This window comes from Psychrobacter sp. 1176_08, from assembly GCF_052850615.1.
In genome coordinates this window covers 24,361-49,556 of sequence record NZ_VXCU01000011.1, presented here as the reverse complement: position 1 = coordinate 49,556, position 25,196 = coordinate 24,361, and the positions used below count along the sequence as shown (strand labels likewise).

The window sequence follows — 25,196 nt, the reverse complement described above, 5'->3', positions numbered from 1 at the left end:
ATTGAAGAAAGTTAGTGAGTTAGTACGCCTATATTGACCCTTTTAGTTTTATTATTGCCTGTACTTATAGAGAGTGATCATGAGCGATCTTAAAGAACCCAATCCCAAGTCATCATCTGATTCTGAACTACCACCATACCGTCAATCTGATGCCAACACTCACAAGTCTTCTGCAAAGATGCCACTGTGGCTATTACCCGTACTGGTAGGGGTGCTTATTGTTGGCGTTTTGCTTGGCAAGTACTGGGGCGGTAATGATGAAGAAGGAATGGATGGGTCAACAACCTCTGCTACTGAGCAAAATGACGGTTCCAATACCGGCACTGCTAGTGAGGAGCCAGCTGTACTATCGGTAGAAACAGTGATGCCCAATCAAGACGATATTGGCGCGACCTTAAGTGCTGATGGAACGATCAATGCCAAAGACACGGCGAATGTCAGTGCCAAAGTAAATAGTGTTGCCATTGAGCAAATATTGGTTGAAGAAGGTGATCGCGTCAAAGTGGGTCAAGTGTTGGCCACATTTGATACAGAGGCCATGCAGCAGCAAGTCTTGCAGGCAGAAGCTGATGTGGCAGAAGCGGAAGCAACGCTTGCCAATGCTAGCGCTGATGCTGTCCGCGTTCTGCCACTGATAGATATCGACGCGATCAGCAAACAAGAAGCGGATCGTTATCGTACGGCTGAGGTAAAAGCTCGCGCTGCATTGCAGGCGTCAAAAGCGCGTCTGAGTAATCAGCAATTGACACTAAAAAACGCCAGGGTGGTTGCGCCAGTCAGTGGCATTATTAGTGAAAAAATGGTTGAGGTTGGTATGGTCGCTGGTGGTGAGCCATTATTTACGATTATCAAAGGCGGCGTTCTAGAATGGCGAGCAGAGATTGATCCCAAGCTGGTCAGCGACATTACTATTGGTACACCGGTACGTGTCAGTTTGCCAGACGGTGATTCAGTCATGGGGCAGGTGACTCGTATTGCACCGACCGCCGCTGACAACCGTCAAATTACCATTTATGCCAGTTTAGCCAACAATGCCAAAGTACGTGCAGGCATGTTCCAAACTGGAGAATTCCTATTGGGCAGTACCAGTACGCAAACCATACCGAACAGCGCCATCGTGAGTAATGATGGCTACGATTATGTGATGCTGGTGACCAACATAACGACGCAAAACGGTAAGACCATGGGTCGTATCAAGCAGCAGCGAGTGACGTTGGGCGAACGACTTGGGGACAATGTGGCGATCACAGAGCCGCTACCTAATGATAGCCAAGTCGTGAAGCAAGGCGGTAGTTTCTTAAACGATGGAGACTTGATACGTCTCATTACCACTACGAGTCTAACCAACAATCAAGCAGACACCACCAATAACTCAACTGGCACAGCCACGCAGGCGCGCGTATGAGCTTAAACGTCTCCGCTTATTCAATTAAAAACCCGCTGGTTGCCATTTTGTTGTTTGTGCTGCTGACATTGGGCGGCATCTATGGCTTTATGAAAATGAAGGTGCAGCAGTTCCCAGATATTGACTTGCCAGCGGTCGTGGTCACGGTGACCTTACCAGGCGCTGCCCCTTCACAGCTTGAAAACGATATTGCAAAAAAGGTAGAAAATAAGCTTACCAGTATTGAAGGCGTCAAACATATCAGAACGACGCTACAAACGGGCGCGGCCACCATGGTCACTGAGTTTGTCTTAGAAAAAGACATTCAAGAAGCTGTCGATGATGTAAGATCGGCCGTTGGAGAGGTACGTGGCGATCTGCCCGCAGCGGCCAACGATCCTATCATTACTAAAGTCTCGACCGCTGGGTTCCCTGTAGTGACTTACTCTGTTTCTGCCGATAACATGAGTGTGGAGGATCTGTCTTGGTTTGTTGATGATACTGTCACCAAGCGTCTGTCCGATATTCCCGGTGTCAGTACGGTCGGCCGCATTGGGGGACTTCAGCGTGAGATCACCGTTGCCGCTGATCCAATAACGCTCAGTGGTTTGAAGTTTTCGATTGCCCAATTATCGGATCAAATAGCGGGTATTCAGCAAGACAGTTCAGGCGGTGAAGCTGAAGTGGGCAAAACCACTCAGACTATTCGGGTACTTGGCGCTGTTGAGCGCGCCAGCGAGCTGAATGATTTGCAAGTGGCTGTTCCGACAGGGGGCACGCAAGCATTGGGGCGTATGGCACAAATCACGGATGGTGCTGCTGATCCAAGCTCTATCGCCAAGCTGGACGATAAAACAGTGGTGGCATTTAATATTACCCGATCACGAGGGGCGAGTGAAGTTGATGTGATGGCACTGGTCGATGCAGAGTTGGCAAAGCTCACAGCAGATGAAGGCAACATCACTATTGAAAAAGTCTACGATCGAGCGACGCCCATTTCTGAGGACTATGAAGCGTCGTTACGTATGCTGATTGAAGGTGGTCTATTAGCAGTCGTGGTGGTTTTCTTATTCTTACGCAATATTCGAGCCACCATCGTAGCCGCTGTTGCGTTGCCGCTGTCTGTCATACCCACTTTTTTGGGTATGTACCTATTTGGCTTTAGTCTTAATATCATATCGCTATTAGCATTGTCGTTGGTGATTGGCGTATTGGTTGATGATGCGATCGTCGAGGTCGAAAACATCATCCGCCATCTTCGCATGGGGAAGACGCCTTATGAAGCAGCGATGGAGGCAGCTGATGAAATTGGCTTAGCGGTCGTCGCTACTACCTTTACTTTGATTGCCGTATTTTTGCCAACAGCCTTTATGGGCGGGATTGTGGGGCAGTTCTTTCGCCAGTTTGGCTGGACGGCAGCCCTATCGATTTTTGCGTCACTAATGGTGGCACGTTTAATCACACCAATGATGGCCGCTTATATCTTGCGCCCAGAAAAAAAGCATGTTGAAAAACAAAGCGCGCTGATGGGTTGGTATCTTAAAATAGTAGGTTGGACACTGCATCATCGTTGGATCACGATAGGGGCAACACTGATATTATTTGTGGCTTCTTTAACACTGGTGAAGTTATTGCCCACGTCTTTTATTCCTGATAATGATATCGATCAAACCCGTGTAGAGATTGAACTGACGCCTGATGTAGCGTTGGCAGATACTGAGCGAGTTACTGCGCTAGCAAGCGAGCGTATTTTGGCGATGCCTGAAGTAACGCATATTTTTTCTTCCATTGGCGAAGCACAGGCCACGATGGACTCAAGCTCAAGTGGTGGCAGCAAAGCAGAGAATATCGCAGGATTAGATATTGTATTGGCCCCAAGGGCAGAGCGAGCATCTAAACAAGAGATTGAACGAAAAATTAGTCGTGTATTGTCAGCAGTACCTGGTGCTCGCTTTACCGTTGGTCTATCGAGTGGCGGTGAGAGTGGTTATAACTTCTCTATGACCAGTACCAATCCGCAGTTACTTGAACAGACTGTTCAGCAAGTTATGTCAGAGATTCGCGCATTACCCAGTGCAGGTTCAGTGACCAGTGACCGCAGTTTGCCGCGACAGGAACTTACTGTAACGCCAGACAGACTGGCGATGGCAGATAAGGGCGTGACCACGCAGGATATCGCAACGACATTACGGATCGCGACCGTTGGTGATTATGAACAGCGCTTGTCCAAACTCAATCTAGACACACGGCAGATTCCTATCGTTATTCGTCTGCCAGATGTTGCCAAGCAAAACGTCAGCCAATTAGAAGGGTTATACGTTCCTAGCGCTGCACCAGCAGGACAAGGTGTGCGTGTAGGCGAGGTCGCTGCCCTTGATTTTGGTACAGGGCCTGCACAGATCAGCAGGCTTGATCGAGAGCGTGCGATTAGTATTACGGTTCAGCCGGCAAATGGCGAGCTTGGGGATTTGGTGCAAGCAGTCAAAGCGGTCCCTGCTATGCAGACATTGCCGTCATCGATTACGATTATTGATCAAGGTCAAGCCGAAAACATGGCGGAGCTATTTAATGGTTTTATCATCGCTATGTCGGTAGGGGTGGTTTGTATCTTAGGCGTCCTTATTTTGCTATTTGGCCGTATATTGCAACCATTTACTATTTTAATGGCGCTGCCTCTCTCGATTGGCGGTGCTTTCGTGGGCTTGGTTATTACCAATAGTAGTCTCTCAATGCCTTCAATGATTGGTTTTATTATGCTGATGGGTATCGCAACCAAAAACTCTATCTTACTGGTCGATTATGCCCTGATTGCACAGCGTCGTGGTTTGGCACGTTTTGAGGCGATTGTCGATGCTTGTCGTAAACGTGCGCGTCCTATCATTATGACGACCATCGCGATGGGTGCAGGTATGTTGCCATTGGTATTTGGTTGGGGAGATGCTGACCCTACGTTTAGACGCCCGATGGCTGCTGCTGTGTTGGGCGGGCTTGTGACGTCTACCTTATTGAGTTTGGTCGTTATTCCAGTGGTTTATACCTTGATGGATGACCTATCAGGTTGGTTTGCCAAATGGCTTGTGCCAAGTGGAAAACCAAGTGTTACTACCGAAAAATAAGCTAGCTAGAGAAGTGAGAGCGTCAGTAATACTGGTTCAATTGTAATGATAGGACGATACTTATCAATGAAGTCTGGTTCTGTCAGTGCTATATAATCAAATGGAGAGACTGACCATCACATAGGATGTGATTGACCCAAACTGTACTACCACAAAGGAATGTCATCATGTACCGATTTTTATCTTTAAGCACTATACACTTTTATCATAAAGCGCTCACTGGTTTATTACTAAGCGCATGGGTGGTGGGTAGTAGTCATGCTGCTATCTACCATATAGATCCCACGCATACCAATGTACGCTTCGCGATCGACCACTTCAAAACCTCTACCAACACGGGTGGTTTTTATAACTTAACAGGTCAGTTGGAGTACGATCCAGTGGCCAATATAGGCAATGTCTCGCTTATCATTCCTTTGAACAGTTTGATGACAGGCGACAAAGCCTTTGATATAGCGCTTAAAAGTGCAGATTTTTTTGATATCGAAAAATTTCCACTGGCTCATTTTGAATCCACCAAATGGCATTTTCAGAGGGATAAAAATCGTCCAGCGGTCACCAAAGTAGACGGTATGCTCACGCTACATGGTCAGACCAATCCAGTGACTTTAACGGCCACAAAGTTTAACTGCTATTTTAGTTATATATTGAAAAAATCGGTGTGTGGCGGTGACTTTACAACCACTATTGATCGGACAAAATGGGGAATCAGTAAATATACCTTGTTAGGTATCACTGAAAAGGTTGATTTGACCGTTCAGATTGAAGCAGCAAAGCAGTAGTAGTAAGGGTTTGAAAAGCGGGTAGTGACATATATAGGTGAATGTTTCTACTGAGCCATCATTATTTCATCAGACAACTTGCATATTTATCATTCATAAAAAAACGGTGGCCATACATAGAGTATGACCACCGCTGGAGAAAACGAATGAATAAGCAGACTTGCGATAGATTAAACAGCAGTCTTCTTAAAGCGCTTACGATACATCTTACGAATAATTGGCATGAATATCATGACGACTACAAGACCCCATAGTGACACAGTGATTGGGCTACTCCATAGAATAGACATCTCACCTTGTGAAATAGAGAGAGCACGACGTAGATTAGACTCCATAAGCTCTCCTAGTACATAGCCTAGAATAAGAGCTGATAGAGGGAAATGCAGTTTACGTAAGAAATAACCAAATATGCCAAGTGCTACCATGAATACCATATCAAAAGTCGTGCTATTGATAGAATAGACACCAACAAAACTGATGGCAGCAATGGATGGAATCAAGATATAGTTTGGTACGTTCAGTAGCTTAGAGAAGAAACCTACCAAAGGAATGTTCATGACCAACAAGATAACGTTACAAATAAACAGAGAAGCGATAAGACCCCAAACGATATCTGGCTGCTCAGTGAATAGCTGTGGACCTGGCGTGATATTATACAAAGTCAACGCACCCATCATCACCGCTGTTGTACCAGAACCAGGAACACCTAATGTCAACATCGGTACAAATGAACCACATGCTGATGCATTGTTAGCCGCTTCTGGTGATGCAACGCCACGTAGATCGCCTTCGCCAAATTTGCCACTGTCGCCAGCAATTTTACGTTCACTAGCGTAGGTCATTGCACTCGCAATCGTCGCGCCTGCACCAGGCAAAATACCAACGAAGAAACCCATTGCACCACTACGTAACATGGCACCAACGGTAAAGAGAAACTCTTTTAGGTTGAATAAGCTACGCTTACCTTGCGCAACTACTTTACCACCAGTAGTGGTTCTTTCGAGCAAAATCAAGATTTCGCTGACACTGAAGAAACCAATAACGATCGTTGTGAATTGGATACCATCAGATAGGTTGACTGAATCAAAAGTATAACGATAAATACCAGTCACCGCATCGACACCAACAGTCGCCAGACCCAAACCGATTAACGCTGATACGGCGGTCTTAATAGGTTGATCACCGACCAAACCGCTCAAACAGCAAATCGCGAATACCATCAATACAAAGTATTCGGCAGGGCCAAAAGACACCGCCCATTTAGCTAATAAAGGTGCGAACAAGACCACACCAATAGTCGCAATCGTAGAACCAATAAACGAGGCAACCGCAGAGATGGACAAGGCAATACCTGCCTTACCTTGCACTGCCAGCGGATTACCATCCAATGAAGTCATAACCGCTGCAGCAGAACCCGGCACGTTCAGTAGAATGGCAGAAATACGACCACCATATTCACAACCAAGATAAACCGCTGCCAGTAAGATAAGCGCACTCTCTGGTGGCAGACCAAGAGCAAATGCGAAAGGTAGTAGAATTGCCACACCATTAATCGGGCCAAGGCCAGGCAACATACCCACAACAGTACCAATAAAAGCGCCGATAAGCGCAATCAGTAAGTTTTTGGGCAACATCGCTACGCCGAAACCGTGCATCAAAAAATCAAAAGTTTCCATAATAGCTATCCCATTATTCCTGATAATATCCCAAGTGGCAGAATGACGTCCAAAGCCATGTCAAATAAGACATACAGGGCGATACTGATCACAACTGAAAAGATAAGGCTTTTAACAGGGTTGCCAGCAAATAATAAACCAACCGCAAAACACATCAGTGTGGTAGCAACAACAAAACCTAAAGGCTCAAATATCAAACTATAGATCAGCAATACGCTGACACACAGAACAAGATTTCTAAGCACGACCTTGTTATAGCCTAAATCGATGATTTTGGTAAATCGCGCTGGACGAAAGGCAATAACTAGGGTCAAAAGTGCCATCAGTGAAAAAATTAAAATAGGATAGGGCCGAGGGCCGATGGGATCATAGGCAATAGGAGCAACGTAACCAATAGCTAAATAGACCAAAAATAAGCTAAATAGTCCCATTAATCCAGAAAATGCACGTTCCATTGTCATAGAAGTATTCCTTAAATTCTAAAATAAGAAGGTTGAGAGATGTCTCATCTGTCAACCTTCGATAAATACTATAAAATTCAGTATTCAATCATTAAGGGGATATAGTCTGAGTAGTGCTACTTAGCTGCAGCATCAACAAGACCGTACTCAGCAGACAACTCACGTAGCTCACCTGTACGCTTATACACGTAAGCTTCAAGCTCTTCACCCGTCATAGAGAAAGGTAGTAGCTCTTGCTGCTCGCGTAATTCTGCAAATTTTGGATCAGCAAGCATCTTATCGAAGCTCGCTTTCCACCAGTCATAAGCAGCAGGGCTGACATCTGGACCCATGTAATAACCACGGACGACTGGCCAAGTAACGTCATAGCCTTGCTCTACAGCCGTAGGAACATCAGCCATACTGCCGCCCAATCTTTCATCTGCAAACACAGCCAATACGCGTAATTTGCCAGCAGTGGCTTGTGGCATGATCTCAGCAATACCTGCACTCACAACAGTAACATGGTTGCCCATTACCGCTGTGATAGCTTCACCGCCACCTTCCATCGCTACATAAGTCATATCGCTTGGGTTAACACCAACAGCTTTGGCCAAAATTGCCGTTTGCATCCAATCCTGACCGCCAACACTACCACCAGCGGCAAAACTAACTGCTTTCGGATTTGACTTAAGCTCAGCGACCAATCCTGCTAGGTCTTTGATGGGTGAGTCAGCATTGACAGCGATAGCGCCATAGTCAGTACCAACACCTGCCAGCCACTTCACGTCTTTTTCAGTAAATTTACCGAATTTTCCTTGCGATAAATTAAGGATAGAGCCAGTAGAGAAGGCAACGATAGCATCTTCATTGCTGCGGTCATTGGCAACAATCTTATTGTAAGCAACAGCACCAACGCCACCTGGCATATAAGTGACTCGCATTGGATCTGTCAAGATGCCAGTGTCTCTAAGGCCTGCTTGAGCAAGTTTACAAGTCAAGTCAAAGCCGCCACCTGGTTTTGCTGGTGCAATACATTCTGGACGTGAAGGACCAGAAAACTCATCTGCGCTTGCAGTTTCGTTTGCATTGTTACAGGCGGTAAGAGTTAGTGCAGAAAGGCCAAGAGCCAGATAGGATAGTTTGTTCACACGACACTCCTTGTGTGTATTTTTTCAGTAAAAATCAATAAAATTTTGATTCAGGCAGGAAAGTTATTACATGAAACCTTAATGCAAGATTCATTTGGATTAACAAATTTTGTGACAAGATAACTTTCAATGTTATGCAAAAGTAACAGAATATTTTACGAATGACAAGAAACATATGTATGTATGTATGAATATTATTTATAGGGAGTCAATCGAAAAGTGAAACAATCCAAGTCATTGAACCATTCAATAATGGTCAAAATAGTTTGCTTTTTTCTATAGGATATAAATCAAAAGTATTCGTCAATCATTATAAATATTTTTTAAATCAGTTATTTACGACTGATATTTTAAAAATCCGCGTAATACAATAGAGATATTTTTTGATGCTGATTGGTTTGCAATGAGGGGTAGGATACCGCGATCGAGTATGGGACTATAGACGACACGACCTGTAAACTGGCAGTTACTCTAATTCTGAAGATGCTAAGATAGCAACAGCCATTCAGTTTAGAATGTAAACAAGTTGGTGTTATTGGTGGTCAATATCTGTGCTGCCAATTCGTCGCAATTTATAATTTTTTTGAAAGTGGTCAGCGCTTTGGTAAAGTTGATTTGGCTCTCATTTTGAGTATGAGGCCAATCACTACCCCAAATTAGATGATTTCTCATATTACGTTGCATTAATAATTCAAGAGCGTCTTTAGCGTTTTGGATACCTATCTCATTTCCCAACCGATAATATCCAGATACTTTGACCCAGTGCTTCTCAGGCTCAAGCATATCTAACAGCTGAAGGAATTCCTGATCTTGCACACCTTTGATAGGATTAAATCGACCAAAATGATCAATCACAATATTGAGTCTGTATGGTTTCAGTATTGGTAATAACTGGATCAAATAAACAGGCGGTGCCTGAATCTCTACTTGCCAATTTATGTCGGCCAACTGTGATAAAAAGGCTTTCCACTGCGGACTAGTGAGATCAGGACAAGTGATGCCAAACAGGTTGATACGTATGCCAACAATGCCTTGCTTATCTAGTGATCGCAATGTAGAAGCATCTGTGGTGTTTGATAGTACAGCAATACCTCTGAGACGCTCAGGATACTTTGAAAGAGCGGTTAACATATAACTGTTATCCGTGCCCAAAAAGCTTGGCTGAACCAACACTGCTTTATGAAAGCCATGTCTATCGAGCTGTTCAATATAACTTTCTACGCTGGCCGTATAAGTGGGTCGATAGCGCGCAGTCGTTGGAAACGTATCATGGTGTAAAAATACATGTGCATGAGCATCCATGTAATCCATATAAATCTCTTTTTTAGTAGCAGTTAAAACACGATTTGGATAAATAAAATCGCTATTATGCCAACAACAATATCTAAAGGTACGGCTTTAAACAACAAAATATGTAAAAGCTTATTTTTATCGATGTGTACTTGTGCTGCTCCCAATATTAGACTGCCGCCTGATGAAAAAGGCGAGATCGATGAGCTTTGAGCCCCTATTACAATACAAATAAATAAGAAAAAAGGGTTTAAACCAGAGGCCACAGCCAAGGCTGGTACCATAGGAAATAGCGTAGGAGCGACGACCCCAAGCGTACTGGCAAATATCGACATAATTGCACTAATAATGAACAATAAAGTGGGTATCAACCAAATAGGTACGTTGGTACTGAGCCATTCTGTTAGCTCGTAAATCACCCCTACCTCCACACCCAAACTGATTAACATACCAACGCCGCAAATCATAATGAGTGTATGCCAAGGTATTAAGGCAATCACTGTTTTTTCATCACCCAGCTTCAAAACCAAACTTACTAAAGCGAAAAAAATAGCGATAAAACCAATATCTATTCGAGCGTTCAAAAACTCAATCGTGTCTACATTTGGTATGAGTAGGTTTGAAATAGGCACAATAAGTACCGTGGCCATCATAATGAAAATTAGCATGATAGATTTTTTTTGTTTGCTATCGAAAGGTTTTGGTACGATGGTTTGAATTGCTATTTTGCTAGATTTGGCATTGATAGAGCTATAAATACCCAATAGAACCACAGGCATCAAAAAGGTTGCAGCAAATATTCCTAAACCGTAAGTAAAGGTATTGTCATTTGCCACGCCAGCGCCACTCATAAGCTCTCGAAAAATGACACCGCTCTGTGAGGTAATAAAATTGGCACCTGCGAGCGCCCCATAGTTCACCGACAAGGTGGCAATAATAATATTTAAATTGGTTCTTTGAGATAACAATAAAATCATTGGCGCCATAGTAGCGAGCACGGTGTAATAGCCGGCTCCCAAAGCTGCTACAATCGTGGCGGCAAAGAAAATAGCCAACGGCAAAAATGCCGGAAAATGTCGACATTTATATATCAAATGTTCACACAGTTTTTCCAAAGCACCATTGGCAAGAGAGAAGTTGTAGAAGAGAGTCACTGCCAAAATAACGAAGAAAATTTTGAGTGGCCATAGTTTAATAACTTCATAAGCACTTAGCTGCATACCAAAGCAACCGATCAGGTATGAAAATACGATAGCAAATAAGCCAATATTGATTTTCGTTTTGTAGCCCAGCGCAATAGATATCACAATGGCGGCTATAATGTAGAGAGTCATGACTACTCCTTGACCTTAACTGTATGAATTCTATAAAAATCCATAGCAATTTTTATGGATTAAAGAGCATCACGATAATATTGACAAATAGCGTTCTAGATTAGAAAATCGTACAAGCTTTAAAAGTGCTATTGATTGAGTGAAATAATAGCAAAAAAGCACACGTTAATTAGATAAGATTGCCTATAAAAACCCAATCGAGTATTAACATTAAAATGATACATATTAAATTTGTTTAGGGCTTAAGATAGTGTCATCAAATAGGTTCTACTTTTGGGATTTTAACAACGCTCAACGAGATTAAGCAGCCTTTAATACTCTCTTTATTGTGGTGGAAAAAATGTTAACAAACTTCAAACAATTTAAAATGCCACGGTATGAGCAAGTACGCTGGCATATTCAGACTTTGCTAACAGAAAGTAAATGGGATGAAAATACCGCGCTACCTACCGAACAGGAATTTGCAGATAAATACCAAGTATCGGTAGGAACGGTTCGTAAAGCCGTCGAGAAGCTGGTAGAAGAAGGAGTCCTCATGAAGCAACAGGGCAGAGGTACTTTCTTAAAACGACCAAATTTTGAAGGTTCGTTATCAAGGTTTTTTAAGTTCCGTGATAAAGATGCTTGCTATGTCGTACCCACGGGTGTGGTCAAAAAGGCTGTAACAATAGAAGCTGTCGATGCCATCAATAAAAAATTAAACATCAGTAAAAACAAAGAACTCATTTATATAGAACGTGTACGTATCGTCGAAAATACGGTCATGTTGAGTGAAAGAATCTGGTTACCCAAAAGCATGTATCAGCCTTTTATAGGCTTGGCGCCCGAAGATTTTGAAAATCTCTTATATCCTTTTTATTACAAAGCGTGCGGACAGTTTGTTTCGTCTGCTGTCGAAAAACTCTTTTTTATCACCGGGCATGTCGATTCTTATTTAGGCAATGAGGCACAAGAAAATTTGGTTAAGGTATGCCGCGTTGCTAAGAACCTAAAGGGTGATCCAATCGAATACAGAGAGTCGTACGGATTGGCAAAAGATTTCAGTTATGAAATAAATATCAACTAGTCATAGTCAACTATAATGCATTGGATATGACTTGATCACCAGTATGATCCTAAGTTTATAACTGGACAGCTTAGGGCAGGATTAAAATAACTAATGACACAAGATACCTATTAATATGAGTTATCTTGCTGCCTTTTGTTATAAATAAGCGATTACTGACTATTATTTCTTCTACATTCTATCTTTAATCAGATTTTTACTCCTCAAATACACTGTCGATACCACTCTGATTTTCACGCTACCGAGTTTAACTTTATTTCTAACATGAATTTTATTCATCTTTAGTTAAAGTTAAGTCGTTTTTATTCATGTATTGATTCAGGCATAATTCCCTTATACAAAAATTTGGTTTCATATTTGATTATAAGGTAGTGAATTGCCATGAGTAACAATTTTACTTGTTCAATTTCGAGTATCCGTTTTGATGAAGACTATCATCCTGCAGACAGCACACGTCTAACCACGAACTTTGCCAATTTGGCTCGCGGTGAGCACCGTCAAGAGAACCTACGCAGGACACTCAGAATGATAAACAATCGTTTTAACGCGTTGGCGCATTGGGATAATTCAACAGCGGACCGCTATTCTGTGGAAGTTGACATTGTTTCTGCAAACATGGACATCGAGGGCAATGGAGATACTTTTCCTGTCATCGAGACGCTGAAGACGACCATTGTTGATCATAAAGACAACAAGCGTATCGAAGGTATGATTGGTAACAGCTTCTCGTCTTATGTACGCGATTATGATTTTAGCATCGTACTGCCAGATCATTTTGACAAAAACCCAACCTCACCGCCACCTGAACATTTCGGTGACCTTCATGGCAAGCTATTTCAGTATTTATTGAATTCAGAGGCTTACCAAGCCAATTTTAGTAAAAAGCCTGTGATTTGTCTGAGTGTTTCCACCAGCAAAACCTATCACCGTACCAACAATCAGCATCCTGTATTGGGGGTGGAGTATAGACAGGACGAATATTCGTTGACGGATGAATACTTCCACAAAATGGGTTTGACCGTTCGTTACTTTATGCCTACAGGCAGTGCAGCACCGCTCGCGTTTTATTTTGCAGGCGACTTGCTGAGTGATTACACCGATCTTGAGCTGATTAGTACGATTAGTACGATGGATACGTTTCAAAAGATCTATCGCCCTGAAATCTACAATGCCAACTCTACTGCAGGTGAAGTGTATCAACCCAGTCTTAAGTATCAGGATTATTCACTGACGCAGATTGTGTATGATCGTGAAGAGCGCAGCCAATTGGCGGTGAAGCAAGGAAAGATTACTGAAGAGCAGTTTATCAAGCCATACCAGTCCATTCTTGAGCAATGGGCAGCAAACTACTCTGTCGAAAAAGAGACAGTCAAAAAGCATGCTGCTTAATACGCCAAAGTGGCCGAAATAAGACATTCCCAATATATAAAAAGTAAATAGATAAGAGATACATTAAAAATGAAAATATTATTACCGACGTCGACCGCTGGCAGCTTACCAAAACCCTCTTGGCTTGCCGAACCTGAAAAGATTTGGTCACCTTGGGCTTTAGAAGGTGAGCAATTGGTTGAAGCCAAACAAGATGCGTTACGTTTGTCACTGCAAGAGCAGTTGCATGCAGGCGTCGATATCGTCAGTGATGGTGAGCAGACCCGTCAGCATTTTGTCACCACCTTTATTGAACATCTCGATGGCGTCGATTTTGAAAATCGTGAGACCGTTCGCATTCGTAACCGTTACGATGCCAGTGTGCCATCAGTCGTTGGCGACGTAAGCCGCCAAAAACCTGTGTTTGTAGACGATGCCAAGTTTTTACGTCAGCAGACCGACAAGCCAATCAAATGGGCACTGCCAGGTCCAATGACGATGATTGACACTTTGTATGATAGTCATTATAAAAGTCGTGAAAAACTGGCGTGGGAGTTTGCCAAAATTTTGAATCAAGAAGCCAAAGAATTAGAAGCGGCTGGCGTGGATATCATTCAGTTTGATGAACCCGCGTTCAATGTGTTCTTTGATGATGTAAACGACTGGGGTGTTGCCACATTAGAGCGCGCCATTGAAGGTTTAAAGTGCGAAACCGCTGTGCATATTTGCTATGGTTACGGTATTAAAGCCAATAATGATTGGAAAAAAACACTGGGTTCAGAGTGGCGTCAATACGAACAAGCATTTCCCAAGCTGCAACAATCGAAGATCGATATCGTATCACTTGAGTGTCAAAACTCTCATGTCCCAATGGATTTGATTGAGCTTATTCGTGGCAAAAAAGTAATGATTGGTGCCATCGATGTGGCAACCAACACCATTGAAACACCAGAAGAAGTGGCAAACACGCTACGAAAAGCCCTACAATTCGTGGATGCAGATAAGCTTTACCCGTCGACCAATTGCGGCATGGCACCGTTGTCTCGCGACGTGGCACGAGGCAAATTAAAGGCACTAAGCGCTGGTGCTGAGCTGGTTCGTCAAGAGCTGGCGCGCTAAGCGTACGATGCGCGATAAATTTAGGACATATATGATGATTGAAGCCAGTGATTTTAGAAATGCGATGGCGCGGCTTGCGACAGCGGTCAGTGTGATTACCACAGAAGGGGAGTCAGGCGCACACGGTTTTACTGCTTCCGCCGTTTGTAGTGTCAGCGATAACCCGCCAACCTTATTGGTGTGTATGAACCAAGCGGCGCGCTCACATGGTCATTTTGTTGATCATAAGACCTTATGCGTTAATGTGCTGAGCGCGCGGCATGAGGCGCTATCCAATACTTTTGCCTCCAAATTGTGCTCCAAAGAGCGATTTGAACAAGGTACTTGGGGCACATTAGTCACAGGCGCGCCTGTTTTAGCAGATGCGCTGGTCAGCTTTGATTGTGAGATTGAGCAGGTGCAGGCAATGGGCACGCACAGTATTTTTATGTGCCGTGTCGTCGCTATCAAACATGCTGAGCGAGAAAGCGAGGCAGACGAAAGCTTGGTCTATTTTAATCGCGCATATCATCAAGTGGGTCAAGTCGAAAGCGCTTAACCATATCTTTTCATCATCCAACCAAAAGTAACGATTCTGTGGAACTTATCATTTTTTTAATCATTGGGGCAGTAGCAGGCTTTGCAGCGGGTCTGTTCGGAGTAGGTGGTGGCACGATCATTGTGCCGCTATTATTCATTGTCTTCACCCAAATGGAATATAGTCCCGATACCGTCATGCATTTGGCGCTAGGCACCTCGCTGGCAACCATCATCGTCACCTCTATCAGCTCGCTCATGGCGCATAATAAAAAAGGCGGCGTCATGTGGCCTGTGTTTAAAAATCTCACACCGGGCATGGCGATTGGCTGCTTTTTTGGGGCAGGGATTGCAGGCGCACTCTCAGGCACTCATCTTCAGCTGATTGTAGGTACGTTTTTGCTATGGGTGGCATTTAACATGTTTACTGGCGGCAAAAAGCGATTGGCTACTGATGTCAGCGCTGCCGATACTTTATTGCCGTCAACGCCCAAGCAACTAGTGGCTGGAGCGGGCATTGGTGTAGCGTCGGCTATTTTTGGTATTGGCGGTGGCAGTTTAACCGTGCCGTATCTCACGCGTTATGGCGTGGTGATGCAAAAAGCAGTGGGCACGTCTGCTGCTTGCGGTCTACCTATTGCTATTGCAGGCGCACTTGGTTTTATGGTCTTTGGAATGAAAGATCACGTCGATATTCCCAATGCGATTGGCTTTGTACATATTTATGCGTTTTTGGGGATCAGCATTATGAGCTTTTTTACCGCAAAAGTGGGTGCAAAGGTCGCCCACCAATTATCGCCAACATTATTAAAAAAATGCTTTGCGGTGCTACTCATGATTGTGAGCTGCTTTTTCTTATATAAAGGATTATTCTGAGTATTTGGATTGGTGTGTTTCAAACCCTAAGACTGCGAAAAGCATTGTACTGCTAAGAATTATTTATAGCTTGAATTGATTAATAGCACAAACTGGATGGTTCCCTTGAGCTATAGACTATTGAAACTGATTTCAGCGAGTTAAAGTATTGATACTGTAGGTCCAATATTTCGACTACTTTGAAATAAATTTTTAAGACAAATGCTAAATTTTACGCTGCTTAATTTGTAGTATTCTCCACCCAAGAAAAAGTTTCCAGTATACGCATCCATTGATTGTCCAACCCCGCTTTTAGCAATAATGGCTCACCAGTGACGGGATGATTAAGTGCCAAGGTCTGAGCATGTAATAGCATGCGCGTACAGTCATAGTGGTTACGAAAAAATCGCGTCTGCCGTATATCGCCATAGCTGGTATCACCGATGATAGGATGAAAGACATGTTTCATGTGCCGCCGCAGCTGATGCTTGCGCCCAGTCTCAGGTTTCAAGCGCACGAGGCTATAGCGGCTCGTATCATGTTTTTTTGATACCGAAAATGGCAGCTCAACTTGTGCCAAGCTTTGCCAATGAGTGACGGCTTCTTGAGCAGGTTTGTCCCAATCGGCAAATTTATCAGCAATGGCATCGGGTTGAAAGCTTAATGCATAGTCAATGCTACCTTGCTCTGGCATAAAGCCGCGCACCACGGCTAAATAGTGCTTGGTAACGCTGTGTTCGGTAAACGCCTCGGTCAAGATACGGGCCACGGCTGAGCTTTTGGCAAACAACAGCACGCCTGATGTTGGCTTGTCTAGACGATGTACCGGAAATACATGGCAACCGACGGCATCACGAGTGAGCTGCATCGCAAAGCGCGTCTCGCCTTTATCCAGCCAACTGCGATGGACCAATAAACCTGCCTCTTTATTGATCGCGACCAAAAATTCATCTTCATAGATGATTTCTATTTGGTCGGCGCTATCGTTTTCGATATCTATATTTCCCGTGCTCATGCTGTCGCTGCCATAATGATATAAATAATTGATATTTTGCCCATTCATCATATACAAAAAATCCTTCGTCATCTTGGAACATCAGATGGCGAAGGATTCATCACAGTACGGTAGTATGACAGACAATCACTCAGTAAGACAATTCATTAATTTATAAAAAATATATGAAAATCAATAACTTATACTATTCGACCGTGACTGACTTTGCCAAGTTACGTGGCTGGTCAACGTCCGTGCCACGCATCACTGCCACATGATACGACAATAGTTGTACGGGTACGCTGTAGACAATAGGCGCTAGCGTTTCGCACACATCAGGCACATGCACCACGTGCAAACGGTCTTCTGCCACCATTTGACTGGCTTCGCTAGCGAATACAAACAATTCACCGTGACGAGCATGTACCTCTTGCATATTGGCTTTTAGCTTATCAAACATGCTGTCTTTAGGCGCAAGTACGACGATAGGCATATCTCTGTCAACCAACGCCAAAGGACCGTGTTTGAGCTCGCCTGCTGCATAACCTTCTGCATGGATATAAGAGATTTCCTTAAGCTTTAACGCGCCTTCTAAAGCGATCGGGAACTGTAATCCGCGACCTAAAAATAAGCAACTTCTCTTATCTTCAAAGTGCTCACTCATCGCTTGAATAGGTGCATCTAGGTGTAAGCTGGCATACAACTGACCTGGTAGCTGCTGTAATTCATCAATCAGTGTCGTTAGATGCTCTTGAGTCATACGCTGCTGAGTTGACCCTACTTTTAAGATTAATAGCATCAAAGCGACTAACTGGGTTGTAAACGCTTTGGTTGAAGCGACTCCAATCTCAGGCCCTGCCAGTGTCGGTAAGAAAATATCAGTCTCACGCACAAGCGACGAGGTAGGCACGTTGCATAATGCCAAGCTGACCAAACCTGCTGGTGTATGCTTTTGAATATCACGTAAGGCTGATAAAGTATCCGCTGTTTCGCCTGATTGTGAAATACAAATCACCAGTGAATTGTCAACCACAACTGGATTGCGATAACGGAACTCACTAGCCACTTCAACCGAACAAGGCACACGGATTAGGCTTTCAAACCAGTATTTTGCAACCAAACCTGCGTGATAGCTGGTGCCGCAAGCAATAATTTGTACGTTACGGATACCTGATAGCTGCGCTTCATGGCGCTGCAAAAAATCATCGCGCAATTTGGCTGTTTCGCCATTGTCTACCGCCATCTCGATAGTACGAGCGACTGCATCTGGCTGCTCATAGATTTCTTTGAGCATATAATGCTTAAATTCACCTTTATCGGCATTGTGCTGTGTCGCGTCAATTTCATGTATTTGACGTTTCACTTCCACACCATCGGCAAAGATTTGAATGCTTTTACGAGTTAGCTTGGCAATATCGCCTTCTTCTAAATACATAAAGCGATTGGTGACAGGCAGTAACGCCAATTGATCTGAAGCAATAAAGTTCTCGCCAATACCCACGCCAATGACTAATGGTGAACCAAGACGTACGGTAATCAGTTCTTCAGGACAGTCAATATGTACAATACCTAAGGCAAAGGCTCCATGTAACAACGGAATAACCTTGCGAACCGCTTCTAGTAAGTCAGGCGTTTGCTTATAAATATCATGAATCAGATGCGCAACGACTTCGGTATCTGTCTGTGAGGTAAACTCGTAGCCTTTAGCCACTAATTCTTTTTTAAGCTCAGCGTAGTTCTCAACAATACCATTGTGAACCACAGCAATTTTACCTGAAACGTGAGGGTGTGCGTTACGCTGCGCTGGTTCACCATGAGTCGCCCAGCGTGTATGAGCGATACCAATATGACCGTCGAACAGTTCTGGATTGGTAGCTACCGCATCAACTAGAGCCTGAACTTTACCTACTTGACGTTCGCGATGCAGCTCGCCATCACGGATGACAGTCAAACCGGCAGAATCATAACCTCTGTATTCCAGACGTTTGAGACCTTCTAGTAAAATATTAGCGATATTACGCTCAGCAACTGCCCCTACAATTCCGCACATGGCTATTCCTTACTTTTAATTTTCGATATATAGTGATGAGTCAGTCAATAAATCGTATGAATGATTATTGGGTATCAATAGAATAATAGTTCTATAAAAACGATGAAGCAGCACCACAAAGATTGCCGTACTGCTTAACTGCCAACTGGTATTAATGTCGTGATTAATGACCTAGCTATTTTTTAGCTGGTCTTTGATAATGCTCTTTTTGAGTTTGACGAGCGCGCCCAAATGCTAAGGCGTTAGCATCGACATCTTTGGTAATCACTGAGCCTGCAGCTACTGTCGCAGTTTCACCAATCGTCACTGGCGCAACCAGACTGGCGTTAGAACCGATAAACGCATTGTCGTTAATAAGAGTGGGTGATTTGTTGATACCGTCATAATTACAAGTAATCACACCTGCACCGATATTCACGCCTGTACCAACGGTAGCATCTCCAATATAGCTGAGATGATTTACCTTACTACCTTGACCAATTGTGGATTTTTTGATTTCAACAAAGTTACCGACTTTACTGTTATCGGACAATACTGTCTGAGGACGTAAGTGGGCAAACGGACCAATATCCACACCTGCACCTATGTTGGCACCATCAATGACACAATAAGGTTTGAGATGACATGCATTGCCAATTTGGGCGTTTTTAATGATACAGCCGGCTTCGATGTAGACATTATCGCCTAATGTACAATCGCCTTCGAATACCACGCCGACATCTACAAAAACGTCTTGGCCTGCAGTCAACGTCCCTCGAATATCAACACGAGTAGGGTCAGCAAACTGGACACCCGCTTCTTGCAAATCAGCAACCAGATTGCTTTGCCAGGCACGTTCCAAACTGGCAAGCTGTTGACGGTTATTCACGCCTTCAATCTCAAACGTATGCTCAGGCTCGATCGCAGCAATAGTAATCCCATCAGCGACGGCCATTTTGACAATATCTGTCAGATAATATTCTTGCTGGGCATTGTCGTTAGACAGTTCCGGTAAGTATTTATGCAATAAAGCATTATCGACACAATAGATACCACTGTTGATTTCTTGAATGTTTTGCTCATCAGCGTCAGCGTCTTTTTGTTCGACGATAGCCGTGATATGCCCTTCTTTATTGCGTTTGATACGGCCCAGTCCAAATGGATTATCCACCGTCAACGTCAGCATAGACATACCGTCAGTATTGGCAGTTTTCAATGCGGATAAGGTTTGGCAGCTTACTAGTGGCACATCACCGTATAGAATCAGGCTTTGGCCCTCTTGTGGCAAGTCAGACAAAGTAACTTTGACGGCGTGCCCCGTTCCCAACTGTTCGGTTTGAGCAACCCAAGTAATGGAAGAATGCTCATATTGAGTGGTGATTTCTGATTTTACTTGGTCACCACCAAAGCCATGGACAATGATCGTCTCATCCACCGTCAGCTTGTGGCAAGTGTCTAATACATGACCAAGTAATGATTTGCCAGCCAAAGTTTGAAGGACTTTTGGCTTAGCCGACTGCATGCGCGTGCCTTTACCAGCCGCTAAAATAATTACGGAAAGGGGAGATGTCATAATAACTCTTATGAATGTAACAAAATATAATATTCGATTATAGCGCAAATGTTTGTTTGGAATGATGTGATGACGTTCAAGCTTTGTAACTTAGCGCTATAAAAAAATGTATGTAGCAATACTTAAAATCATCAAACTTATTCGTATCTCATAACCACTAAAGAGAAAAAACCATCATCACAATTATCCACACGATGAGCGCCATCACTCCTGCAATAATATCATCGAGCATTACACCCAGACCGCCAGCGACCTTTCTATCAGCCCAACCAATTGGTGGCGGTTTAATGATATCGAAAAAGCGAAAAAGTACGAAAGCCAAGAGCAAAGCAGCAAGGGAAGACGGCTGCGAAATATAATGCCAAAAATTATCAGCCGTCACGCTCATATAAGAAAAAGGTAATAAGGTAAGCCACATGCCTGCCCATTCATCCCAAACAATATGAGGGTCATCATGCCCTTTCATCAGCTCAGAAGTACGGCCACAGATCCAAATACCAATAAAGCAAGACAAAATAGTAATCAGCAAAAATGGTAAAAATCCAAGGCTTAATAGCGGTATGGCGACAATCAAACCCCCTATCGTTCCCCAAGTACCAGGTGCACGGCGGGGCAGACCACTACCCAAACCAAGCCCAAGCCAATAGACCATACGATCGATCATGCTAGCATTTACTGGGAGAGGCGGGCAATCATTAGCTTTACGAATATCGGGCTTAGATAAATCATGGTCGATCATGGGTTAACCTGTAAAGTGTTGGTAACCAGTAAGCGTAGGCCATGTGGTAAATGGCGCAGGATGGGTTGGGGTGATTGATTGCCCTTGATAATAAAGCTCAGGGCGCATCGGTATTGTGGCGTCTGCAGTAGCGCCTACATTATCTGCTATTGCGATAACATCACCAATATAGGTAACAGGGACGTTGCTGGCAGGAGGAGTAACATGAGCTGGCAACGTAAAAGCCAATTCATAATCGTCACCACCAGCCAATTGACACAGTAAACGCTCAGATAAATCAATGGCTGATAAGGGCGTGCTACTGGGTAACTGCTCTAGGTTTAAACGGATATTAACAGCGCTTTGCTGACAGATATGTCCAAGGTCTTGGTATAGACCATCAGAGATATCTATCATCGCAGTGGCACCGATTTTTGCTAAAGCAGCTCCCAATGCAATGCGCGGCGTTGGCATGTGCAGACGATGTGCCAATGCCATGCCCTGAGTATTATGAGGATATTGCAAGGCATAACTGGCGTCGCCTAATGTTCCTGACACATATACTCTATCACCAACCTGCGCCCCTGAACGGTAAACAGCTGGCGTATCTTTTGCCAATACACCTTGAGCGCTGACACTGAGTACTAGGCTATCGCTGCGCGTGGTATCACCACCGATTAGGGTAACTCCAAATAGCTGGCAGGCATGAAACAAGCCTTTGGCAAAGTCACTTAACCATTGTTCATTTGCAAGACGTTTAGGCAAGGCCAATGCGAGTAAAATACTGTGCGGCGTTGCACCCATGGCAGCAATGTCTGAGACATTGACCGCCACCGCTTTATAACCAATGGCAAAGGCAAGCTTATCAATTTGATCCCAGTCAGCACTAAAGTGTCGACCTTGAACAAGGGTGTCAATACAGCTGACCAAACGCGAACCTGTAGGCAAGGCCATGACAGCAGCATCATCACCAATACCTTTTTCAAGACCATTTGATAGGGGCTGTGCCGCTTGCATCTGTAAAAATATGCGCTCAATCAGCTCAAACTCATTCATGATCAGTCTTGACTTTTGGCGTCAGCGTCTTTTTTATTCGCTTTAAATTCACTGATATTGGCACTGGCTTTGCTAGCGCTATTGCGTTTGACGCTGGCGTTATTGGCGCTGATACGCGGTTTGTTGGATGCTGTAGGTTGGTTGTCGCTATTAGTTTCAGCAGTGTCTACAACCGTTGTTTCAGGAGTATCGACTGCTTGGGCTTCCGCCTGTTTAGCAGCTGCTTTTTGCGACGTTCGCAGATTGGCTTTGGTATCGGCTTCTATTTCAATGACGCGCAGTTCCACGGCCATTCTATCGAGTACGGCATTGATCAATTTGTGTGCATCAGTGGCACCAAAATGATTGTTCAATTTCATTGCTTCATCAAGGATGACTTTGTAAGGAATTTCAAAGCGATTCTGTAGCTCATAAGCACCAATAAGCAAAATGGCGTGCTCAACCGTATCTAATTTGTTGATGTCACGATCAAGATGTTGGCTAATGAGCGCATCCAGCGTCTCAATTTGCTCTGGGATATCGCGCATCATTTCATGATAGTAGCCGATATGTACCGTGTGCATGGCGTTGGTTGCACGTGTACGAGCAGCGATATCGTGTGGGGCATTGGCTTTCCAACCAAGCTTGCCATCTATGTCGAAGCGGCGATCAGTAACAAGCCATTCGTATAGACCTTGCATGGCAAAACGTCTTGCCTTACGGATAGCGGTGTGACTGGTCTTGTAAGAAGACTCACTCATATCAAAGGTTTGATCACCCGCACTGCTGCTGGCTATGCGAGTAGCTTCAGCTTGTGGATCGTTGTCTTGTGCGGTTTTTGCAGCGCTGATAGCGCGCTTGAGTTGGTCAGTCATAGGGGGTCTGTACCTAAATTTTGAGATAATACCTATTTAAAATATAAATCAACAACGTGCGTCATAATGGTCGGCAAGCGTTCCACTCATATTGATGTGAGTGAGGTCTTTATATTTTAAAAGAGGATAGAAATACGGTGAAAATTCAATAAACAACCAGTTGTTAGTGCTGGCTAATGTTATGTGAATGCGGCTATTATCAAAAAGCCGCATCAGTAAAATTTACATCAGACAATATCAATCTTATTAAGCATATAATCTTGTTCTCAATAAAGATGACTTTATCCAAAAAAATTAAGCGACGTCGCTCTCATCGTCAATGTCTAACTGTGACAAGACGGCAATCATTTCTAAAACAACCATAGCCGCTTCTGAGCCTTTGTTACCCGCTTTGGTACCAGAACGCTCAATGGCTTGCTCGATACTGTCAGTCGTCAAAACACCGTTTGCGACGGGGATATTATAATCAATGGCGACACTGCTCAAGCCTTTTGCAGACTCGCTTGCAACAAAATCAAAGTGCGGCGTGCTACCACGGATAATCGCGCCTAAAGCAATAATGGCATCAAAACGATCTGATTCAGCAGCGCGCTGGGCAACCAACGGCAACTCAAATGCGCCCGGCACACGGATAACCGTAATATTGCTACCCAAAACGCCATGACGTAGTAACGCATCAATGGCACCATCTACCAATGACTCGACAACAAAACCATTAAAACGACCGACCACGATACCGATACGGGCATCGGCATTTTGATGCAAATTACCATCGATATGGGTCACGTCATTGCGTTGCTGTTGTAAATTTGACATAAAAAATCCTTTGCCTGATTGGCGTTCAATGGAAATATAAGAGGGAACAGAGCGTTAAATATAGTAATAGATTCAAATAGCTTGTTTGATTGTCTGGTCATTCATGAATGAGTCGTCGCAAAAACAGGCAGTTAAATGAACAAAAATAAGTGGTTAGTACTATGATAACATTTTTTATGATTTATTGGCATTTTACCAATGTCTTATAAGCGCATCTGTATGCCTTGCGATGCCATATACTGTTTGGCCTCTAAGACCGTATATTCACCGAAGTGGAAAATACTGGCGGCAAGCACGGCATCTACGCCACCCTCTAAGACGCCTTCGGCCAAATGTTGTAAGTTACCAACGCCGCCCGAGGCAATAACAGGGACATTGACTTGGCTGGTGATGTGTTGCATGAGCGCCAAATCATAGCCTTTTTTAGTACCATCGCCATCCATTGAAGTGACCAACAATTCGCCCGCACCTAGCTCTGCCATTTTGCGCGCCCAAGCGACGGCATCAATGCCTGTGGGTTTGCGTCCGCCATGGGTAAAAATCTCCCAACGTGGCATGACAATACCATCAACAGTTATATCCTCGACACGCTTGGCATCAATCGCCACCACGATACATTGATTGCCAAATTTTTGCGCCGCTTCACCAACAAATTCAGGCGTAAACACAGCGGCTGAATTGATCGCGACCTTATCCGCACCGGCATTTAACAAATTGCGAATGTCAGCGATTTTACGTACGCCGCCACCGACGGTCAGCGGTACAAATACGGTTTCAGCCATGCGCTCGACAGTGTGATAGGTGGTGTCACGCTCATCATTGGTGGCAGTAATATCCAAAAAAGTAATCTCATCCGCGCCCTGCTCGTTATAGCGTTTGGCGACTTCAACTGGATCCCCTGCGTCTTTGATATCGACAAATTGGACACCTTTGACCACGCGGCCATTGTCCACATCAAGACAGGGAATGATACGTTTTGCTAGCATAAAACCGCCTATTAATTCGTGCAAGAATACAAAGATGAATCGTATAAAATGCTATGATACGCGTAACTATTTT

At 44.0% G+C, this 25,196-nt stretch carries 21 protein-coding genes; 8 read left to right on the top strand and 13 right to left on the bottom strand.

Annotated features, from left to right (window positions below; genetic code table 11):
- Positions 1-79: 79 nt before the first annotated feature.
- The 3 genes from FW759_RS13090 (at position 80) to FW759_RS13080 (ending at position 5,282) form a co-directional block, all read left to right on the top strand.
- Positions 80-1,405: an efflux RND transporter periplasmic adaptor subunit gene (locus FW759_RS13090; protein WP_446443213.1), complete on the top strand. Its 1,326-nt coding sequence runs from the start codon at positions 80-82 to the stop codon at positions 1,403-1,405.
- Positions 1,402-4,500 (top strand): efflux RND transporter permease subunit, encoded by a 3,099-nt coding sequence (locus FW759_RS13085; RefSeq protein ID WP_446443212.1) that lies wholly within the window; start codon positions 1,402-1,404, stop codon positions 4,498-4,500. Before FW759_RS13090 ends, FW759_RS13085 begins: the two co-directional genes overlap by 4 nt.
- Positions 4,501-4,667: 167 nt before the next feature.
- Positions 4,668-5,282, top strand: coding sequence for a YceI family protein (locus tag FW759_RS13080; protein ID WP_446443211.1), 615 nt, complete (start codon positions 4,668-4,670; stop codon positions 5,280-5,282).
- A gap of 170 nt (positions 5,283-5,452) precedes the next feature.
- Here FW759_RS13080 and FW759_RS13075 read toward each other — a convergent pair whose 3' ends face one another.
- From FW759_RS13075 to FW759_RS13055, 5 genes are all read right to left on the bottom strand, one after another.
- The gene (locus FW759_RS13075; RefSeq protein ID WP_062845701.1) at positions 5,453-6,958 is read right to left on the bottom strand and encodes a tripartite tricarboxylate transporter permease; all 1,506 of its coding nucleotides are present in this window, start codon (positions 6,956-6,958) and stop codon (positions 5,453-5,455) included.
- A gap of 5 nt (positions 6,959-6,963) precedes the next feature.
- On the bottom strand, positions 6,964-7,419 hold the full coding sequence (locus tag FW759_RS13070) for a tripartite tricarboxylate transporter TctB family protein (protein WP_062845700.1): 456 nt from the start codon (positions 7,417-7,419) through the stop codon (positions 6,964-6,966).
- Between the two features lie 116 nt (positions 7,420-7,535).
- Positions 7,536-8,549 carry a Bug family tripartite tricarboxylate transporter substrate binding protein gene (locus FW759_RS13065; protein ID WP_062845699.1) on the bottom strand — a complete coding sequence of 338 codons (1,014 nt, stop codon included), beginning with the start codon at positions 8,547-8,549 and terminating at the stop codon, positions 7,536-7,538.
- A gap of 510 nt (positions 8,550-9,059) precedes the next feature.
- Positions 9,060-9,860: an amidohydrolase family protein gene (locus FW759_RS13060; protein WP_446443210.1), complete on the bottom strand. Its 801-nt coding sequence runs from the start codon at positions 9,858-9,860 to the stop codon at positions 9,060-9,062.
- Between the two features lie 23 nt (positions 9,861-9,883).
- Positions 9,884-11,173, bottom strand: a complete 1,290-nt coding sequence (locus FW759_RS13055) for an SLC13 family permease (protein ID WP_095569588.1) — start codon at positions 11,171-11,173, stop codon at positions 9,884-9,886.
- 340 nt (positions 11,174-11,513) lie between these two features.
- Between FW759_RS13055 and FW759_RS13050 the strand changes: the two genes are divergently transcribed.
- The 5 genes from FW759_RS13050 (at position 11,514) to FW759_RS13030 (ending at position 16,118) form a co-directional block, all read left to right on the top strand.
- Positions 11,514-12,239, top strand: a complete 726-nt coding sequence (locus tag FW759_RS13050) for a GntR family transcriptional regulator (protein WP_446443209.1) — start codon at positions 11,514-11,516, stop codon at positions 12,237-12,239.
- A gap of 381 nt (positions 12,240-12,620) precedes the next feature.
- Positions 12,621-13,628 carry a DUF1852 domain-containing protein gene (locus FW759_RS13045; protein WP_446443208.1) on the top strand — a complete coding sequence of 336 codons (1,008 nt, stop codon included), beginning with the start codon at positions 12,621-12,623 and terminating at the stop codon, positions 13,626-13,628.
- Positions 13,629-13,697: 69 nt separating this feature from the next.
- Complete coding sequence (locus FW759_RS13040) at positions 13,698-14,726, top strand: methionine synthase (protein ID WP_062845694.1); 1,029 nt, start codon at positions 13,698-13,700, stop codon at positions 14,724-14,726.
- A gap of 34 nt (positions 14,727-14,760) precedes the next feature.
- Positions 14,761-15,264, top strand: coding sequence for a flavin reductase (locus tag FW759_RS13035; protein ID WP_446443223.1), 504 nt, complete (start codon positions 14,761-14,763; stop codon positions 15,262-15,264).
- Between the two features lie 38 nt (positions 15,265-15,302).
- Complete coding sequence (locus tag FW759_RS13030; RefSeq protein WP_446443207.1) at positions 15,303-16,118, top strand: sulfite exporter TauE/SafE family protein; 816 nt, start codon at positions 15,303-15,305, stop codon at positions 16,116-16,118.
- Between the two features lie 220 nt (positions 16,119-16,338).
- Here FW759_RS13030 and truC read toward each other — a convergent pair whose 3' ends face one another.
- From truC to hisF, 8 genes are all read right to left on the bottom strand, one after another.
- A complete protein-coding gene (gene truC / locus FW759_RS13025; protein WP_446443222.1) occupies positions 16,339-17,112 on the bottom strand; it encodes a tRNA pseudouridine(65) synthase TruC in 774 nt (257 codons plus the stop codon).
- A gap of 184 nt (positions 17,113-17,296) precedes the next feature.
- Complete coding sequence (gene glmS / locus FW759_RS13020) at positions 17,297-19,141, bottom strand: glutamine--fructose-6-phosphate transaminase (isomerizing) (protein WP_443566975.1); 1,845 nt, start codon at positions 19,139-19,141, stop codon at positions 17,297-17,299.
- Positions 19,142-19,316: 175 nt separating this feature from the next.
- Positions 19,317-20,693 (bottom strand): bifunctional UDP-N-acetylglucosamine diphosphorylase/glucosamine-1-phosphate N-acetyltransferase GlmU, encoded by a 1,377-nt coding sequence (glmU, locus tag FW759_RS13015; protein WP_446443206.1) that lies wholly within the window; start codon positions 20,691-20,693, stop codon positions 19,317-19,319.
- A gap of 157 nt (positions 20,694-20,850) precedes the next feature.
- Entirely contained in the window at positions 20,851-21,432 is a 582-nt protein-coding gene (locus tag FW759_RS13010) for a phosphatidylglycerophosphatase A family protein (RefSeq protein WP_443566972.1), read from the bottom strand.
- 3 nt (positions 21,433-21,435) lie between these two features.
- Positions 21,436-22,467, bottom strand: coding sequence for a thiamine-phosphate kinase (gene thiL / locus FW759_RS13005; protein WP_446443205.1), 1,032 nt, complete (start codon positions 22,465-22,467; stop codon positions 21,436-21,438).
- 2 nt (positions 22,468-22,469) lie between these two features.
- Positions 22,470-23,321, bottom strand: coding sequence for a transcription antitermination factor NusB (nusB, locus tag FW759_RS13000; protein ID WP_446443204.1), 852 nt, complete (start codon positions 23,319-23,321; stop codon positions 22,470-22,472).
- A gap of 294 nt (positions 23,322-23,615) precedes the next feature.
- Positions 23,616-24,137, bottom strand: coding sequence for a 6,7-dimethyl-8-ribityllumazine synthase (ribH, locus tag FW759_RS12995; RefSeq protein WP_062845688.1), 522 nt, complete (start codon positions 24,135-24,137; stop codon positions 23,616-23,618).
- Positions 24,138-24,340: 203 nt separating this feature from the next.
- Positions 24,341-25,123, bottom strand: coding sequence for an imidazole glycerol phosphate synthase subunit HisF (gene hisF / locus FW759_RS12990; protein WP_095569598.1), 783 nt, complete (start codon positions 25,121-25,123; stop codon positions 24,341-24,343).
- Between the last annotated feature and the right edge of the window lie 73 nt (positions 25,124-25,196).

Excerpts from the sequence above, each read along its gene's own strand:
- FW759_RS13090 (WP_446443213.1), top strand. The coding sequence starts at position 80 with ATGAGCGATCTTAAAGAACCCAATCCCAAGTCATCATCTGATTCTGAA.
- FW759_RS13085 (WP_446443212.1), top strand. The coding sequence starts at position 1,402 with ATGAGCTTAAACGTCTCCGCTTATTCAATTAAAAACCCGCTGGTTGCC.
- FW759_RS13080 (WP_446443211.1), top strand. The coding sequence starts at position 4,668 with ATGTACCGATTTTTATCTTTAAGCACTATACACTTTTATCATAAAGCG.
- FW759_RS13075 (WP_062845701.1), bottom strand. The coding sequence starts at position 6,958 with ATGGAAACTTTTGATTTTTTGATGCACGGTTTCGGCGTAGCGATGTTG.
- FW759_RS13070 (WP_062845700.1), bottom strand. The coding sequence starts at position 7,419 with ATGACAATGGAACGTGCATTTTCTGGATTAATGGGACTATTTAGCTTA.
- FW759_RS13060 (WP_446443210.1), bottom strand. The coding sequence starts at position 9,860 with ATGGATTACATGGATGCTCATGCACATGTATTTTTACACCATGATACG.
- FW759_RS13055 (WP_095569588.1), bottom strand. The coding sequence starts at position 11,173 with ATGACTCTCTACATTATAGCCGCCATTGTGATATCTATTGCGCTGGGC.
- FW759_RS13050 (WP_446443209.1), top strand. The coding sequence starts at position 11,514 with ATGTTAACAAACTTCAAACAATTTAAAATGCCACGGTATGAGCAAGTA.
- FW759_RS13045 (WP_446443208.1), top strand. The coding sequence starts at position 12,621 with ATGAGTAACAATTTTACTTGTTCAATTTCGAGTATCCGTTTTGATGAA.
- FW759_RS13040 (WP_062845694.1), top strand. The coding sequence starts at position 13,698 with ATGAAAATATTATTACCGACGTCGACCGCTGGCAGCTTACCAAAACCC.
- FW759_RS13035 (WP_446443223.1), top strand. The coding sequence starts at position 14,761 with ATGATTGAAGCCAGTGATTTTAGAAATGCGATGGCGCGGCTTGCGACA.
- truC (WP_446443222.1), bottom strand. The coding sequence starts at position 17,112 with ATGAGCACGGGAAATATAGATATCGAAAACGATAGCGCCGACCAAATA.
- glmS (WP_443566975.1), bottom strand. The coding sequence starts at position 19,141 with ATGTGCGGAATTGTAGGGGCAGTTGCTGAGCGTAATATCGCTAATATT.
- glmU (WP_446443206.1), bottom strand. The coding sequence starts at position 20,693 with ATGACATCTCCCCTTTCCGTAATTATTTTAGCGGCTGGTAAAGGCACG.
- FW759_RS13010 (WP_443566972.1), bottom strand. The coding sequence starts at position 21,432 with ATGATCGACCATGATTTATCTAAGCCCGATATTCGTAAAGCTAATGAT.
- thiL (WP_446443205.1), bottom strand. The coding sequence starts at position 22,467 with ATGAATGAGTTTGAGCTGATTGAGCGCATATTTTTACAGATGCAAGCG.
- nusB (WP_446443204.1), bottom strand. The coding sequence starts at position 23,321 with ATGACTGACCAACTCAAGCGCGCTATCAGCGCTGCAAAAACCGCACAA.
- ribH (WP_062845688.1), bottom strand. The coding sequence starts at position 24,137 with ATGTCAAATTTACAACAGCAACGCAATGACGTGACCCATATCGATGGT.
- hisF (WP_095569598.1), bottom strand. The coding sequence starts at position 25,123 with ATGCTAGCAAAACGTATCATTCCCTGTCTTGATGTGGACAATGGCCGC.